Genomic DNA, 15,589 nt, shown 5'->3' with positions numbered 1-15,589 from the left:
GCATGTGCGCAGCGTGTGCACAGCCTGTGGATAACCATTGGGGAATTCTCGGCCATAAGTCTTTGACCTGGGAGAACATGCTCCCCAGCCTGTGGAGGAGAATATTTCGGTCGGGCCTGTGACACGATCGTCCCGTACTATCTCCAGCGAACGGCTACACCTGGACAGCGGATTCCGCTTTCGGTTCAGAAGGGTCACACTCCGGCCGTGAATTACCGGGACTGGGGACGCGGCGATGGCAGCCCGCGCGAGCGCCAGCCAACCGCCTCGTGGGGTGAGCGCGCGGCGTCTGTTCCGGTTGATCCGTACGACGAGGACGGGCGCTACCGCACCTCCAGCCGGCGGCGCGCGTTGGACCGCGGCCAGGACGAGCCTGTCGACGCCTACCTGCCCCGGTGGGCGCTGGAGTCAGGGGTCCGGCACGCGGACGGCGGTGGTCGCCACGCGGCACCGGACGACGATGAGGACGAGCCCGAGCGGCCGATCTCCGGGGCAGGCCGACGGTCCGCCGAGTCGTCGAGTGGTCGGCGGCGGGGCAGCGAGCCGCGTCGACGGGAGCAGGCAGCGATCGGCCCGGCGCCAGACTCGGACCACACCCGGGAGTGGACGCTCGACCGGCCGCAGGACCAGGGGTACGCCGGCCGCCGACGGGCCGACGCCGGGGAGGACGAGCCGGTCTCTGGCACCGTCTCGGACCGGCGTCCCCGCCGCGCGCCCGCCGGCCGTCCACAGGTGATCTGGTCGGGCGGTGAGCCGGAGTCCACCCCGAGCGAGCAGGTGCCGGACCAGGAGCCGAGCCGTCCGAGCCGGCGTAGCCGCCGTGCGGCGGAGGAGTCCTGGTCCCGTCCGGCGGCCGACCCGTGGGCCCGTGGATCGGACCGGGCGGCGGAGCCCGAACCGTCGTACCCGCCTGCGGTGGACCCGTGGGACGCCTCGGGCGTGCACGCGTGGCCGCCGGTGGCCGGCGCGGACGGCGGGGACCTGAGCGGGCAGTGGTCGGCGGTGGAGAGCGTCGGTGGCTGGGAACGGTCGGACCGCACCGGCCAGTGGGAGCGGTCCGCGATCGAGGACGAACAGTGGGACCGTACGCTGGCGCCGCGCTCCGATCGCTCGGTGGCGGCCGAGGGGTGGCCGAGCCGGGAAGACGGGTTCTGGTCCGGCACCAGGTTGGCCGATGACGACCCGCGTTGGATGGATCCGACGACGTCGGCGCCCCGGTCTCCAGTGGTGGGATACACCGCCCCACGGCCGCGCAGCGCGCCCGCGCAACGTACGGGTGCGGCGCGTCCGGGTACGCCCCGGCGTCGGGCGGACCGGCCGGCGGTGGGAACGGCGTCGGTGCGTCGGCGGGTCGAGTCGGCGGCCACTGGCGCCTGGGCGCGGCGTCTGGAGGACGACCTGCTGGACCCGGATCCGGGTGGGTCCGTCCGGCCTCTGCTGTACACGGCGGCCTGTTACCTGGTGCCGGCGATGCTGATCTTCGTTTGGCTGTTGACGTTGGACAGCCAGGCGCCGGCTGGTTGTGTGACCGACATCAGCGGGGGCGGGTGTGAGTCCGCCCGGTCCCGGGCACTGGAGTCACTGCTGGCCGGTTCGCCGCGCTTCGGTCTGGCGCTGGTGAGCAGCTTGGTGGTGGCGGCGCTGCTGCGGCGGGTGGGTACGACGTGGCGCTCGGCGACCATCGCGGTTGCCGCCGCGGTGGTGGGCGGCGGCCTCTCCACGGTGCTGATCAGCGCGGTGACGGGCCAGCCCATCGGGTGACCCGTCGGCGGGCCGGGGCCGGCTCGGACGGGCGTCGGGTCGGGGCGGCTGGGCGGGAAGGCAGGTCGGGGCCCGCTGGGCGGCGGGGCATGCCGGCGGCGACCATCTTGGCCGGGGGCATTGTCGGGTCGGACGACGTACGCACGAGGGCCCGCACCGATCGCTCGGTGCGGGCCCTCGTGGTGGTGTTGCGGACGTCAGCCCTGAACGACGTTCAGGTTGAACGACGCGGTCACCTCAGGGTGCAGCTTGATCTTCACCGGGTAGGCGCCGATCGACTTGATGTGACCGGGCACCTCCAGCCGGCGACGATCGAGGACCGGGCCGCTGGCGGCCTTGACGGCGTCGACGATCTCGGCCGGGGTGACCGAGCCGAAGAGCCGTCCACCGTCGCCGGCGCGGACCTTCAGGTTGACCTTGAGACCCTCGAGCTGAGCCTTGACCTCGTTGGCGTGGTCGAGGTCGCGGATCTCGCGGGCCCCACGGGCCCGCTTGATGACCGTGACCTGCTTTTCCGCGCCCTTGGTCCAGACGATCGCGAAGCCCTGCGGCAGCAGGTAGTTACGGCCGTAGCCGTTCTTGACCTCGACGATGTCGCCCGGGGCACCGAGGCCGGACACTTCCTGAGTCAGGATGATCTTCATATCGGTGCCTCCTCTCAGCGGGTGGTGGCCGTGTATGGCAGGAGCGCCATCTCACGGGCGTTCTTGACCGCACGGGCGATCTGCCGCTGCTGCTGCGAGGTCACGCCGGTCACCCGACGAGCGCGGATCTTGCCGCGATCGGAGATGAACTTGCGCAGCAGCGCGGTGTCCTTGTAATCGATGTAGGCGATCCCGTCCTTGTCGAGCGGGTTCACCTTCTTCTTGGGCTTGCGCAGTGCCGCAGCCTTGGCCGTTGCACGTGCTCCTGGTTTGCGATCGCGAGCGCTAGGCGCCATTAGAACGGTGGCTCCTCGTCAAAATTGGCGCCCGAACCGGCACGCGCGGGAGAAGGAGCAGCCGAAGCCCAGGGGTCGTCGAAGTTGCCTCCGCCGCCACCCTGGTTGCCACCGCCACCGCCACCGCCGCCACCGAAGCCGCCGCCGCCACCGCCGGAGCGGGACATCTTCTGCACCTTCGCCGTGGCGTAGCGCAGCGACGGGCCGATCTCGTCGACCTCAAGCTCGATGACAGTGCGCTTCTCACCCTCGCGGGTCTCGTACGACCGCTGACGCAGCCGGCCCGACACGATCACCCGAGCGCCACGCTGCAGCGACTCGGCGACGTGCTCGGCGGCCTGCCGCCACACGGTGCATGCGAGGAACAGCGGCTCGCCGTCCTTCCATTCGTTCGACGCCTTGTCCATGAAACGGGGCGTCGAAGCGACTCGGAACTTGGCGACCGCAGCCCCGGAGGGGGTGAACCGCAACTCGGGGTCATCGGTCAGATTGCCGATGACCGTGATGGTGGTGTCTCCTGCCATGACCATCTCCTCGCGCACTCAGCGTCTCGTCGTACAGGCTCGCAGAGCCGTACGACAGAGTCGCGGAGGCTGATCCGGACGAACCGGGGTTGGATGCTCTAGCGCATTTCCGGTCGGATGACCTTGGTGCGCAGCACGGACTCGTTGAGCCGGAGCTGACGGTCCAGCTCGGCCACCGCAGCAGGCGTGGCCTGCAGGTCGATGACGGCGTAGATACCTTCGGCCTTTTTGTTGATCTCGTACGCGAGGCGCCGACGGCCCCACACGTCGGTCTTCTCAACCGAGCCACCCGCGGTCCGAATCACGTTCAGGTACGTGTCGAGCGACGGTGCGACGGTGCGCTCCTCGAGGCTGGAGTCGAGGATGACCATTAGTTCGTAGTGACGCAAGACGTGCTCACCTCCTGTGGGCTAAGCGGCCACGGTCCTTCCGTGGCAGGAGGTCTTGTGTCGCTGCCCGCACGCGCCGAGGGAACCCGGCCGGACGCGGACAACCTGACCAGGATACCCGGTCCCAACGATCATGCCCGGGGTGGTCGGCTCCGGACCCGGACGAGCCGACGAGGGCCCACCGTCCAACCGTCAATCGGTCGGTGGTGGGCCCTCGTCTACGAGGCCGCGGGGCGTCCGGTCCGCATTCCTTGGGTGGGACCTGGGGAGGAACGACCACACCGATGAGGTTGGACCGAAGACGCCCCGCGGAGCTTTATCGTGTTGTTATCTGACGATACAACAGCACTCGTACCTTGTCGGGGGGAAAAGCACAATTTCCGAGATTCGTCGTCGCTCGGTACCCGTTGTGCGGTGGGGTCGCCCCCGCTGCGCCGGGCCGCGCCGCGGGGGTGACCTCGCTGTCCGCCGTCGACCGCCGGTCGCCGTGTGCGCAACGCTCGCGCCGCTGGCGGCACCGGGATGCTGATCGCCGGTTCAAACCCATCAACGATCGTCGGTCCCTGAGGTGACGCGACACCGCGCCGGCCGTCGCCGCGCCGGTCGGGGGCGCGACGTAGGCTCGCTCGCATGCGTATCGGAGCCCACGTCGACTCGACCGACCCGCTGGCGGAGGCGGCCGCCCGGTCCGCCGAGACCGTGCAGTTCTTCCTCGCCGACCCACAGGGTTGGAAGGCGCCCAAGCCTCGCGAAGATGCCGAGCGGCTGCGCGCCGCCGAGGTCGACCTCTACGTGCACGCGCCGTACGTCATCAACGTGGCCACGCTCAACAACCGCATCCGGATCCCGAGCCGCAAGCTGCTGCTCGGGCACGCCAACGCGGCCGCCGCCATCGGCGCCAAGGGCCTGATCGTTCACGGTGGGCACGTCAACGCCGGCGACGACCTGGCCGTCGGCTTCGACAACTGGCGCAAGACCTTCGCGTACGCGGCGGACTCCGGCGGCTTCGGCGTACCGGTCCTGATCGAGAACACCGCCGGCGGCGACAACTCCTGCGCCCGACGGCTGGACGCGCTCGCCCGACTCTGGGACGCCATCGGTGACTACGAGGTCGGCTTCTGCCTGGACACCTGCCACGCGTACGCGGGCGGCGAGGAGCTGCTCGGCCTGGTCGACCGGGTCAAGGCGATCACCGGGCGGATCGACCTGGTGCACGCCAACAACTCCAAGGGCGCGTTCAACTCCGGCCAGGACCGACACGACAACCTGGGCGGCGGGACGATCGACCCGGAGCTGGTGGTGGCGGTGATCCGGGCGGCCGGCGCGCCGGTGGTCGTCGAGACACCGGGCGGTGTGACCGGTCAGGCGGCCGACATCGACTTCCTGCGTGAGCAGCTCCGAGCGGAGAGCCTGGCGGCATGACGAGCGGACAGCCCGGGACCGGCAACGCCCGGCCCACCCCCACCGGCGCGACCGCCGAGAGTCAACCCGCCACCACAGCCGCGGCCGGCACCCCCACCCAGCAGAACGCCGCGGCCAAGCAGGATGCCGCCGAGGGCGGCACCGCGGCCAGCGACAGCACCGCCAAGGGCACCGACGCATCCAAGGACAGCGGCACGGCCAAGCACAGCGGCACGGTGGGTGGCGCGACCAAGGACAGCGGTGCGACCAAGGACGCGACCAAGGACAGCGGGGCAGCCAAGGACGACGACGCGGCCAAGGGCGCGAAGGTGGACGGCGCCGACGGCACGGACAAGGCCGGCAGCGAGGCGAAGCCGGACGACCCGGAGCGTTGGGAGGCGTTCGCCTCCGCGCCGGAGCCACGGCCCTCCATCTTCAGTCGGGCGGGCCGGGCGGTCGGGCGGTTCCTGATCCACGAGTGGACCCTGGCCGCCCTCGGCGCGTTGGCACTGGCCGTGTTGATGACCTGGCCGACGCTGCGCTATCCGCGCTACACCCTTCCGCAGGACTACTGGGATCCGAGCCTGCAAGCCTGGCAGATGGCCTGGTCCGGGCACATCCTGCTGGCCGAGCCGGCGCGGCTGTGGCAGTCCAACACGTTCTTCCCCGAGCTGTGGAGCTTCGCGTTCTCCGACACGCTGCTCGGGTACGCCCCGGCCGGGATGCTCGGCAGCGGTCCCGAGGACGCCGTGCTGCGCTACAACATCATGTTCGTGCTGGCGCACGCGCTCGCCACGCTCGGGGCGTACGCGCTGGCCCGACAGCTCGGGGCCGGCCGGATCGGTGCGGCCGTCGCGGGCGTGAGCTACACCTACGCGCCGTGGCTGCTGGCCCAGGCCGGGCACCTGCATGTGCTCTCCAACGGTGGCATTCCGCTGGCGTTGGCGATGTTGGCGCGCGGGCACGGGTGGTCCCTCCGACACGGCTACCGGCCGGAGCGCCGGCATGACGGGTGGGTCTACGCCGGTTGGCTGGTGGCGGCCTGGCAACTCAGCCTCGGCTTCGGCATCGGGCTGCCCTTCGCGTACTTCCTGGCCGGCGCGGTGCTGGTCGCTGCCGTCCTGTTCTTCGCGCGGCGGCTGCGCACCGGGCAGGCCGTTCCGTTCGGTCGCCGGTTGTTCGCCGCCGACGTGCTCGGCGGGCTGTTGTTCGCCGGTGTCGGTCTGCTGATGGCGTTCCCGTTCTTCAAGGTGACCGAGCTGCACCCGTACGCCGAGCGCACCATCGGTGACATCAGCCTCTTCTCGCCGCCGGCGTCGGGCTTCGTGACGGCGCCCGGGGAGTCGCGGATCTGGGGTGGGCTGCACGAGGGTGCCCGGGCAGCGCTGCCGTGGCACCCGGAGATGACCCTGCTGCCGGGCTTCGTGCTCTACGCGCTCGCCGCGGGCGGGTTGTTCTTCTCGGCGTGGCGGCTGCGGCACCGACTGCTGCTGCTCGCCGGGGTGCTGGTGACGATGGCCTTCGCCATGGGCACCCGTTTCTTCGACGGCACCTTCACCTACGTGCCCTTCTTCGAGCACCTGCCGGGCTGGAGCGGCCTGCGTACCCCCGGGCGGTTGATGCTCTGGACCACGTTGTTGCTCGGCCTGCTCGCGGCGGGCGCGGTCACCGCCCTCACCGACCGGGTCCGCGAGTTGACCGCGCAGCGGATTCCGTCGTGGCCGGGGCCGTGGCTGCGGATGGCCACCCTGCTGCCGTTGCTGCTGGTCACCGTCGAGGGCCTGAACACCACCCCACACCCGGTGGTGCCGACCCAACCGGCGGCGATGCGGTCGGCGGAGGGTCCGCTGCTGGTGCTGCCCAGCAATCAGAGCCTGGACCAGCACGTGATGCTCTGGTCGACCAGCGGGTTCCCGGACGTGGTCAACGGCGGTAGCGGCTTCACGCCGCGCCAGCTCGACGACGTCCGTCGGGTGAGCCAGTCGTTCCCGGACCAGACGAGCGTCGACTACCTGCGTACGCTCGGCGTCCGCACCGTGGTGCTGCTGCGCGGCCAGGTGGCCGGCACACCGTGGGAGATCAACATCGACGCGCCGGTCGAGTCGCTCGGCATCAGCCGGCAGGAGGTCGGCGACGCTGTCGTCTATCGCCTGTGAAGCTTTAGGGCGGGTTTTCGGGGGAGCCCACCCGGCTCCGGGCGGTCAGGCTTGATCCCTGCGCCGGGCGGCTCCCCCGAAAACCCTGACGTGGTGCCGGCCGCGGTCGGCCTTAGGGTCAGGTCGTGGGCACCGGTACGGGTGCTTGTTCGCTGGTCGTCGTGGTGCGGCGCCAGCGGTCTATCCAGGGGGCGTCCGGGGCGCCGTCGAGAACGCCGCCGTCCGGGTCGTCCGGGTAGGTGGCCCGCACCGCGTCCTGCTCGGGGTGCAGGATCTCCTTGACGACGAAGACGCAGAGCACCACCACAGTGGCCAGTCGCAGCGTCGAGGCCAGCACGAACACCCCCTCCGGGAAGACCGGACGGCTGGTTGCCGCGCCGAGCAGTTCCCCGTAGAAGGCCACGAAGTAGCAGACCTCGGCGATCTGCCAGGCCAGGAACGCGCCCCACTTCGGCCGGGCCAGCACCACCAGCGGGAGCAGCCAGAGCACGAACTGCTGCGACCAGACCTTGCTGAAGATGAGGAACGCCGCGACCACCAGGAAGGCGAGCTGACCCAGCCGCGGTCGGCGCGGCGCCCGCAGCGCCAGCACGGCGACGCCGAGGCAGGCCAGCCCGAACAGCGCGTACGAGACGGTGTTGAGGGTCGGGATGTTGGCGTTGAGCCACTCGAACGGGCCGAGGTTGGCGGGGTCGTTGCCGACCTTGCCGTCCAGGTAGCGCCCGATGTACCAGAGCGTGCCCCAGTCGATCGGTCGAGTGGTGTTCAATTCGAAGAACCGGTCCCAGTTCTCCGGGTACGCGCGGGCGGCCGGCAGGTTGACCAGCACCACTGCCGCGACAGCCGTCCCGATGGCGGTGAGCGCGGCACGAAGCCGGTCGGCCCGTAGCGCCAGGATGAGGATCGGCCCGAGCAGGAAGAGCGGCCAGAGCTTCGCCGCGCCGGCCAACCCGAGCAGCACTCCGGCCACCGCCGGTCGTTTTCGAGCCCAGGCCAGCAGGCCGAAGGCGGCCAGCCCGATGGCGAGCAGGTCCCAGTTGACGGTTGCGGTGAGCACCAACGCCGGGGCGAGTGCGAACATCGCCGCGTCCCAGGGTCGTCGGCGGCGCAACGCCAGGATCACCGCCACCGTGGCCACCGCGAGCGCGCCCAGCACCAGCGCGTTGAGGTTGTAGAACCACTGGCCCTGGTTGATGCTCGGGTCGCCGTCACCGATGGCGTGCACCGGCAGGCCCAACGCCCCCATGAAGTAGCCGGTCAGCACCGGGTACTCGACCGGGTGGTCGCGGTAGGGCACCTTGCCCTCGTTGAGCCCTTCGGCGTAGTAGAGGGCGAGGACGTCGGTGTAGCAGAACCGGGTGTACTGGACGTTGTTCTGCCAGGCGCCGTCCTGGCAGGGCGATTTCTGCACCCAGTGCAACGCGAGCGTGAGGCACGCCAACGCCAGCACGATCCGCACTGCGGTCCAGAAGCGACGCTCCTGACCGGCCGGCCGGTTCAGCGCTGTCGCGTGGTCGCCCAGCGGCCCGCCGATGACGCTGGAGATGCCGCGGACGAACCCGTCGGAGCGGGACGGGTGATCGGTGGTTCCGGCGTCGTCGATGCCGGGCGTCGACTGGGTGCTCATGGAGAGGCATCCTGCCGTACGACAGGGGTGCCCGTCCCGTCCCGGCGCGGAGTTCCGGGTACGAAAACGCCGCCCCCGGCCGGGACAGGTCGTCCGGCCGGCGGCGGCGTCGGGTGCTGGTGCGGGTCAGTCCCGGTTGGGTGGCAGGCCGGGCAACAGCCCTCCGCCGCCACCGGTTCCTCCGCCGCCGGGATTACCGCCTGGGTTACCTCCTGGGTTACCGCCGGGAGTGCCCCCAGGGTTACCGCCAGGGTTGTTACCCCCGGGGTTGCAGAAGATGTCGATCAGCGGGTTACAGGGGGTGCCCTGGCCGGGCTGACCCCCGGGGTTGGTCGGCGGTGGCGGTGGCTCCTTGCCGTTGCCCTTCGTGACGTCACCCTCGCCGGTGACGCTGGGCAGGGGGATCTCCTCCTGGCCCTTGAGGGCGGCGTTCATGTACTTCTCCCAGATCGGGCCAGGGAGCGTCGAACCGCCGATGTCCTTACCGCTGGCGAGCTTGATCTGCGGCTTCCTCGGATCCCGGCTGCCCACCCAGACCGCTGTGGCGTTCTGCGGGGTGTAGCCGACCGTCCAGGCGTGGGAGTTGTCCTTGTTGTCGTACTCCCAGGTGCCGGTCTTGGCGGCGGCCTGGCGGCCGTTCTCCAGGGAGATGTTGTTGGGGCGGGGGATCTGCTTCAGGACGCCGGTGACCTCGTCGGTGATCTTCTTGGGGATCCGCTGCTCCGGCTTGATGCGCTCGCTGCCAACGACCTTCCACTTGCCGGTGTCCTTGTCCTGCTGCTCCACCTTGACGACGAAGTGCGCCTTGATGTACTTGCCGTCGTTGGCGAACGTGGCCATGGCGTTGGCGTGATCGAACACGGTGATCGGGTACTTGCCGAAACCGGTGTAGTTGTCGAACGGTTTCGGCCCCTTCTTCGACAGGTCGAAGGCCTGCGGCGGGTCGACGCCCCACATGGTGGTCACGCCGGCCTTCCTGGCCATGTCGACGACCTTGTCGGCGCCGATCGTGTCGGCGACCCAATAGAAGGGAACGTTGTACGACTGGACCGTCGACTCTTCGAGCGTGCAGTACTTGCCGCACTTGAGGTTGGTGCGGTTGGCGTTACCGATCGTGTCCCTGGAGCCCTCGGGCTTGTACGGCGTGGGGTCCCAGTGCGACTTGACGGAGATGCCGGCCTCGATCGCGGCGGCCAGGGTGTACACCTTCATCGACGAGCCCGGCTGGTGCCCACCGGTCAGGTCGCCGTTCTTGTCGATGTTCTTGCCGGCGTAGTCGAAGTCGGCACCGCTGTCACCGCCGTAGTAGGCGAGCACGCGGCCTTTCTTCGGGTCGATCGAGACCACCGCCGCCATCAGGTTCTTCGGCTGGTCGTTGAGCTCGGAGCCCTTCTTCGACTGCATCGCGGTGTTCTCCGCGGCGGCCTGGAGCTTCGGGTCGATGGTGGTGGTGATCCGGTAGCCGCCATCCCGCAGCGCGTCGACGCAACTGGTCTTGCCCTCCGCACCGCTGTCGGAGCAGAGACCCATCTCGTCCATCTCTTGGCGGACGTAGTTGATGACGTTGCCGCGCGGGCTGTCGACACCGAAGCCCACGCCATCCTTCTTCGGCGGCAGCGCCTTCGGGTACTCGGTGGGCGCCGGGGGGTGGTTGGGGGAGTCCAGCCAGCCCTCCTTCTTCATGCCGCCGATCACGTAGTCCCACCGCGACCTGGCATCGGTCGGGTTGACCGCCGGGTCGAACCCCTTGTGGGTTTCGCTCGCCACCGGTTGCTTGATCACTGCGGCCAGCACTGCTCCCTCGCCGGGAGTGAGCTTGCTTGCCGGCTTGCCGAAGTAGGTCTGTGCCGCCGCCTCGATGCCGTACGCGCCGCGACCGAAGTAGATGACGTTCAGGTAGTGCTGCATGATCGTCGGCTTGTCGTACTTGTCGTTCAGCTTGGAGGCGAGGATCGCCTCCTTCACCTTCCGGCCGTACGTGTCGTCCTTGAGGTTCTCGAACGCGTTGCGGGCGTACTGCTGGGTGATCGTCGAGGCGCCCTGCTTGTCGCCGTTGGAGACGTTGTTCCATGCGGCCCGGACGATGCCCTTGTAGTCGACGCCGGAGTGCCGGTAGAAATTCCGGTCCTCCGCCGCGGCGACCGCGTCCTGCACGTGCTGCGGGATCTGCTGGATGGTCACGAAGGTGCGGTTCTCGCTGCCCAGCTTGGCGAGCTGCGTCTTGCCGTCCTTGGCGTACACGGTGGTGGACAGCGGCAGCGGCATCTCGTTCGGCATGACCACGTTTGTCGAGTAGTAGGTGAACCCGACCACGCCGATGCCGGCGAGCATGATGAAGACGGCGAACCCGGCGATCAGCAGGTTCATCCGCTTGCGCTTCTTGGCCCGGGCCGCGCCCGAGTCACCCGGACCACGGCCGCCCCGACCGGGACCGCCCGGACCGCCCGGCCCACCGGGACCGCCCGGTCCACCGGAGACCGGTGAGACGCTCGCCCGGGCGACCGCCGCACGACCACCGACCGCTGCGGAACCGACGCTGGCCCGACCCGCCGAGGCAGTGCCGACCGAGGCCGCACCGACGGCGGCAGCGCCGACAGTGGCCCGACCCGCCGGAGCGCCCGGCGCCGGGGAGACGGGCACCGAGGCCCGACCGGCGCCAGCGCGGCCAGCGGCCACACCAGGTGCCGGTGACACCGGCACCGAGGCTCGACCGGCCCGGCCGGTCGCTGCCGAACCCACCGAGGCGGACCCGGCGGCCGCGCCGCCACGCGGCGGCACCGAGGCGGACCCGCCGACCGTGGCGCGACCACCGGCGGCCCGCGGCGTCACCGAGGCCCGGCCCGGGGTCGCCGCGCCGCCCTCCGAGGCTGACCAGCCGCCCCCGCCGGAGTCACCGCCGGGTCGGCGGTACGCGTCGTCCGCGCCCGGTCCGGGGTCACCGTCTGGACCCGAGTACTGGGTCCGTCCGCGCGCAGAACTGGGATCGCCGTACGAGTTCATTCCTCACACCCTGCCGGTCGCGGTGGGGCGCGACTGCGCCGCCACCGGGTTGCCGTGAGTTGCTTCACCCGGGGCGCCGGCATGGGGGTGCCGGCCGACCGGGGTCATTGCCGTATCAATCGGGCCAATCGGGCCAACAAGCGGTCGGCCGTCCCGGGATTCGTCGGCCCCGGGGCCGGTCCAACCAGCTGAGATCACCGTTGCGCCTCTCGCCTCCGCCGCCCGGCGCCTCCGGCGCCCGCCGCGTCCTGCTCGCTGATGCCGTCGCTGTCGCCGGTCAGACCGTCCCGGCCGAGCAGGTACTGCTCGACCAGATGGTTCCAGTCGCAACCGAGGCACACCTCCACCACGAAGACCTGGAACTCACGCAGCGTCATCGCCAGCACGGGCAACTCGGTCAGTGTCCGAGCCTGGCCGGCGGACTGCTTGAGTTCGTCACCGTAAATGTAGTGGACCAGGGTCAGGTTTTCGCTGCGGCAGATCGGGCAGCGCCGGTCGGTCGGCTCGCCGTGGAACCGAGCGGCGTTCTTCAGGTACGGCGACGCGTCGCAGACGTCGTACGTGCCGACTCGTCCGGCCAGGAGCTCACGCAGCACTGCTCGCTTCTGAAGCGAGTAGTCGACGACCTGGCGCTGCGTACGCATGCGGAGAAGGGTACGCGGTCCGGCCCGACCAGGCGACCACGCTCACAATCCGTGACGACAGGGTCTCGGAACGGGGGTTTGCCCTGGCCCGCACGACCCGCTAACGTGCGATGTATCGGTCCGATACATCGCGGCGGTTACCACTTCACGCCGGAGGGTAAAGAGAGGGTGGCCAGTGCTTGAGTTCGCCATCCTCGGCCTCCTGCAGGAGTCTCCGATGCACGGCTATGAGCTGCGCAAGGAACTGACCGCCAAACTCGGCGCGATCCGGGCGGCGATCAGCTACGGCTCGCTCTATCCCACGCTACGCAGGCTGCAGGCGGCGGGATGGATCACCGAGGCTGCTGAGACACCCGCCACTGCCGAGGAGGTTCCCGCGCTGACCAGCCGACGAGGTCGGGTGGTCTACAAAATCACCGCGGAAGGCAAGGAACGCTTCGCCCAGCTGATCGCACAGGCCGGGCCCGAGACGTACGACGACACGGGCTTCGGGGTGCACTTCGCGTTCTTCGCCCGGACCGACCAGGCGACCCGACTACGCATTCTGGAGGGTCGCCGCCGCAAGATCGAGGAACGTCGCGAAGGGCTTCGTGACGTGCTTGGCCGGGCGGCCGAGCGCCTCGACGCTTACACGCTGGAACTGCAGCGCCACGGCCTTGATGCCTGTGAGCGCGAGGTCCGCTGGCTGGAGGAGCTCATCGCCAACGAGCGCTCCGGCCGAGCCCCGACGGTCCCGAACATCGGGACAGCCGGCGGCCGACGAGAAGACAACAGCCCGCCTCCGCCTGGAGAGACCAGGAATGAGCGGCCGTGACAGAAAAGAAGGAGGCAGACGCTATGGGCTCCGTCCGCGTCGCCATCGTCGGTGTGGGTAACTGCGCCTCGTCCCTGGTTCAGGGCGTCGAGTACTACCGGAACGCCAACCCGAACGACCGCGTCCCGGGTCTCATGCACGTCGCCTTCGGCGACTACCACGTCAACGCCGTGGAGTTCGTCGCGGCATTCGACGTGGACGCCAAGAAGGTGGGCATGGACCTCGCGGAGGCGATCGTCGCCAGCGAGAACAACACCATCAAGCTCTGCGACGTGCCGCCGACCGGCGTCAGCGTGCAGCGCGGTCCGACCTTCGACGGTCTGGGCCAGTACTACCGCGAGATCGTCGAGGAGTCGGACGCCACTCCGGTCGACGTGACGCAGGCGCTGCGCGACGCGCAGGTCGACGTCGTCGTCTGCTACCTGCCGGTCGGCTCCGAGCAGGCCGCCAAGTTCTACGCCCAGGCCGCGATCGACGCCGGCTGCGCGTTCGTCAACGCCCTGCCGGTCTTCATCGCCTCCGACCCCGAGTGGGCCAAGAAGTTCGAGGACGCGGGCCTGCCGATCGTCGGCGACGACATCAAGAGCCAGGTCGGTGCCACCATCGTGCACCGCGCCCTCGCGAAGCTCTTCGAGGACCGCGGCGTCGAGCTGCTGCGCACGTACCAGCTCAACTTCGGCGGCAACATGGACTTCATGAACATGCTGGAGCGCAAGCGGCTGGTCTCGAAGAAGATCTCGAAGACCCAGTCGGTCACCTCGCAGATCCCGCACGAGATGAGCAAGAGCGACGTGCACATCGGCCCGTCGGACCACGTGCCGTGGCTGGACGACCGCAAGTGGGCGTACATCCGCCTCGAGGGCCGTTCGTTCGGTGACACCCCCCTCAACGCCGAGCTCAAGCTCGAGGTGTGGGACTCGCCGAACTCGGCCGGCGTCATCATCGACGCGGTCCGGGCCGCGAAGATCGCCCTGGACCGGAAGATCGGCGGCCCGATCCTGTCGGCCTCGTCGTACTTCATGAAGTCCCCGCCGGTGCAGTACGCCGACCACGACGCCCACCAGGCCGTCGAGGAGTTCATCGCCGGTGAGGTCACGCGCTGATGCGCTGAATCATCAAGCACGCGGAAGGGCCGGGTCCGTGCGGACCCGGCCCTTCGCCGCGTTCAGCTCGACATCTCCAGGTACGGCGACAGCCGCAACGTCAACTCGTCAGTCTCGGGACCAGGCGTGTCGCAGCGCGACCCCGGCCTCCAACTCCAGCAGCTTGACCTTGCGGGGCAGGCCCCCACCGAAGCCGACCAGCTTGCCGCCCGCGCCGACGATCCGGTGACACGGCACGATCACCGGGACCGGGTTGCGGTTGCAGGCCACGCCCACCGCCCGTGCCGCTCCGGGATCGCCGACCAGCCGCGCCACCTCGCCATACGTCAGCGTCTCCCCGTACGGGATCCGGGTCATCTCCCGCCACACGGCGCGCTCGAAGTCGGAGCCACGCGGGACCGACACCGAAACGGTGAACGTGGTCAGCTCACCGGCGAAGTACGCCCGCAACTCGTCGACGGCCTGCCTGGACAGCGCGTCGTCGGGCTCGTTGGTGGCCGCCTCGAGCCGGCCGAAATGCGCGCCGCAGACGCTCGTGCCGTCGGTGGCCACGGAGAACTCACCGATGGGCGAGTCGAGCACGGTCCAGCGCATCCACCCATTCTCCCTCTCTGTTGCGGACTCGTTCGCCGGCCGGCTACCAGCGTTCTGCCGGACCGTTCGGCGTTGCGCGGCGTCGATACCGTCAAGGTCGTGGCAACGGGGACGCTCATCTTTCTGATCATCGGCGGGGCGGGCGTCGGTGTGCTCGCGCTCGCGCTGCTCGGCACCGAGTTGCTCCAGTTCGGGCACGCCGACGTTGACGGGCCGATCTCGGTCGAGACGGTCGCCGGCTTCGCCGGGGCGTTCGGGTTCGGCGCGGCCATCGTCAACGAGCTGCTCGGTGCGCGTACACCTGGCATGGTCGTCGGGGCGGTGGCCGGCGGCGTGCTCGCGGCCGTGCCCACCGGCTGGTTGGCGTCCCGGCTGAGTCGGGCGGCGCGGAACATGCGCACCGACCCCACCCCCACCCGCGACGACCTGGTCGGCGCGCTCGGCCTGGTCGTCACCCCGGTGCCGGCCAACGGGTACGGCGAGGTCCGCATTCGCCTCGCCGGCCAACCGGTCAAGCTCAGCGCCCGAGCGGACCAGCCGATCCCGATCGGCGCCCAGGTCTTCGTCGTGCAGGCGCTCAGCGAAACCAGCGTGCACGTAGAGACCTACTGACCTCCCCCTCATAGACGGGACTCC

The 15,589-nt window shown here is 69.8% G+C and carries 14 protein-coding genes; 6 read left to right on the top strand and 8 right to left on the bottom strand.

What is annotated here, in order from left to right; genetic code table 11:
* Nucleotides 1–207 precede the first annotated feature (207 nt).
* Nucleotides 208–1,761 (top strand): hypothetical protein, encoded by a 1,554-nt coding sequence (locus ABZ794_RS10285; RefSeq protein ID WP_357515125.1) that lies wholly within the window; start codon nt 208–210, stop codon nt 1,759–1,761.
* 197 nt (nt 1,762–1,958) lie between these two features.
* Here the strand turns inward: ABZ794_RS10285 and rplI are convergent, their stop codons facing one another.
* From rplI to rpsF, 4 genes are all read right to left on the bottom strand, one after another.
* Nucleotides 1,959–2,405: a 50S ribosomal protein L9 gene (gene rplI, locus ABZ794_RS10280; RefSeq protein ID WP_030487689.1), complete on the bottom strand. Its 447-nt coding sequence runs from the start codon at nt 2,403–2,405 to the stop codon at nt 1,959–1,961.
* A 14-nt stretch (nt 2,406–2,419) separates the two neighbouring features.
* Nucleotides 2,420–2,701: a 30S ribosomal protein S18 gene (rpsR, locus tag ABZ794_RS10275; protein WP_051723758.1), complete on the bottom strand. Its 282-nt coding sequence runs from the start codon at nt 2,699–2,701 to the stop codon at nt 2,420–2,422.
* Nucleotides 2,701–3,243 carry a single-stranded DNA-binding protein gene (locus tag ABZ794_RS10270; protein ID WP_238687929.1) on the bottom strand — a complete coding sequence of 181 codons (543 nt, stop codon included), beginning with the start codon at nt 3,241–3,243 and terminating at the stop codon, nt 2,701–2,703. The genes rpsR and ABZ794_RS10270 overlap by 1 nt, the downstream gene beginning before the upstream one ends.
* Nucleotides 3,244–3,323: 80 nt before the next feature.
* Nucleotides 3,324–3,614, bottom strand: a complete 291-nt coding sequence (gene rpsF, locus ABZ794_RS10265) for a 30S ribosomal protein S6 (RefSeq protein ID WP_036391391.1) — start codon at nt 3,612–3,614, stop codon at nt 3,324–3,326.
* 630 nt (nt 3,615–4,244) lie between these two features.
* Here rpsF and ABZ794_RS10260 point away from each other — a divergent pair.
* Nucleotides 4,245–5,036, top strand: coding sequence for a deoxyribonuclease IV (locus ABZ794_RS10260; RefSeq protein WP_357515124.1), 792 nt, complete (start codon nt 4,245–4,247; stop codon nt 5,034–5,036).
* Entirely contained in the window at nt 5,033–7,171 is a 2,139-nt protein-coding gene (locus ABZ794_RS10255) for a hypothetical protein (RefSeq protein WP_357515122.1), read from the top strand. Before ABZ794_RS10260 ends, ABZ794_RS10255 begins: the two co-directional genes overlap by 4 nt.
* Before the next feature lie 118 nt (nt 7,172–7,289).
* On the opposite strand, the gene ABZ794_RS10250 is transcribed toward ABZ794_RS10255, so the two are convergent.
* From ABZ794_RS10250 to ABZ794_RS10240, 3 genes are all read right to left on the bottom strand, one after another.
* The gene (locus ABZ794_RS10250; RefSeq protein WP_210782064.1) at nt 7,290–8,798 is read right to left on the bottom strand and encodes a glycosyltransferase 87 family protein; all 1,509 of its coding nucleotides are present in this window, start codon (nt 8,796–8,798) and stop codon (nt 7,290–7,292) included.
* A gap of 126 nt (nt 8,799–8,924) precedes the next feature.
* Complete coding sequence (locus ABZ794_RS10245) at nt 8,925–11,798, bottom strand: transglycosylase domain-containing protein (protein WP_357515119.1); 2,874 nt, start codon at nt 11,796–11,798, stop codon at nt 8,925–8,927.
* Nucleotides 11,799–11,992: 194 nt separating this feature from the next.
* Nucleotides 11,993–12,442, bottom strand: a complete 450-nt coding sequence (locus ABZ794_RS10240; RefSeq protein WP_091396619.1) for a DUF5318 domain-containing protein — start codon at nt 12,440–12,442, stop codon at nt 11,993–11,995.
* Between the two features lie 175 nt (nt 12,443–12,617).
* On the opposite strand from ABZ794_RS10240, the gene ABZ794_RS10235 reads away from it, so the two are divergent.
* Together ABZ794_RS10235 and ABZ794_RS10230 are read left to right on the top strand one after the other, a co-directional pair.
* Nucleotides 12,618–13,256, top strand: coding sequence for a PadR family transcriptional regulator (locus ABZ794_RS10235; RefSeq protein WP_030331823.1), 639 nt, complete (start codon nt 12,618–12,620; stop codon nt 13,254–13,256).
* A 23-nt stretch (nt 13,257–13,279) separates the two neighbouring features.
* Nucleotides 13,280–14,359 (top strand): inositol-3-phosphate synthase, encoded by a 1,080-nt coding sequence (locus ABZ794_RS10230; protein WP_124819940.1) that lies wholly within the window; start codon nt 13,280–13,282, stop codon nt 14,357–14,359.
* Nucleotides 14,360–14,467: 108 nt separating this feature from the next.
* Here the strand turns inward: ABZ794_RS10230 and ABZ794_RS10225 are convergent, their stop codons facing one another.
* Nucleotides 14,468–14,953: a methylated-DNA--[protein]-cysteine S-methyltransferase gene (locus tag ABZ794_RS10225; protein ID WP_210782068.1), complete on the bottom strand. Its 486-nt coding sequence runs from the start codon at nt 14,951–14,953 to the stop codon at nt 14,468–14,470.
* A 72-nt stretch (nt 14,954–15,025) separates the two neighbouring features.
* On the opposite strand from ABZ794_RS10225, the gene ABZ794_RS10220 reads away from it, so the two are divergent.
* Nucleotides 15,026–15,565 carry a hypothetical protein gene (locus ABZ794_RS10220; protein WP_210782070.1) on the top strand — a complete coding sequence of 180 codons (540 nt, stop codon included), beginning with the start codon at nt 15,026–15,028 and terminating at the stop codon, nt 15,563–15,565.
* Nucleotides 15,566–15,589: the final 24 nt, after the last annotated feature.

This window comes from Micromonospora sp. NPDC047187, from assembly GCF_040643355.1.
GTDB classification, from domain to species: Bacteria; Actinomycetota; Actinomycetes; order Mycobacteriales; family Micromonosporaceae; genus Micromonospora; species Micromonospora salmantinae.
This window is presented reverse-complemented; position numbering and strand designations above follow the sequence as displayed.

Coding starts and splice junctions, on each gene's coding strand:
- rpsR (WP_051723758.1), bottom strand. CDS start 2,701: ATGGCGCCTAGCGCTCGCGATCGCAAACCAGGAGCACGTGCAACGGCC.
- rplI (WP_030487689.1), bottom strand. CDS start 2,405: ATGAAGATCATCCTGACTCAGGAAGTGTCCGGCCTCGGTGCCCCGGGC.
- ABZ794_RS10245 (WP_357515119.1), bottom strand. CDS start 11,798: ATGAACTCGTACGGCGATCCCAGTTCTGCGCGCGGACGGACCCAGTAC.
- ABZ794_RS10255 (WP_357515122.1), top strand. CDS start 5,033: ATGACGAGCGGACAGCCCGGGACCGGCAACGCCCGGCCCACCCCCACC.
- ABZ794_RS10230 (WP_124819940.1), top strand. CDS start 13,280: ATGGGCTCCGTCCGCGTCGCCATCGTCGGTGTGGGTAACTGCGCCTCG.
- ABZ794_RS10240 (WP_091396619.1), bottom strand. CDS start 12,442: ATGCGTACGCAGCGCCAGGTCGTCGACTACTCGCTTCAGAAGCGAGCA.
- ABZ794_RS10250 (WP_210782064.1), bottom strand. CDS start 8,798: ATGAGCACCCAGTCGACGCCCGGCATCGACGACGCCGGAACCACCGAT.
- ABZ794_RS10260 (WP_357515124.1), top strand. CDS start 4,245: ATGCGTATCGGAGCCCACGTCGACTCGACCGACCCGCTGGCGGAGGCG.
- ABZ794_RS10225 (WP_210782068.1), bottom strand. CDS start 14,953: ATGCGCTGGACCGTGCTCGACTCGCCCATCGGTGAGTTCTCCGTGGCC.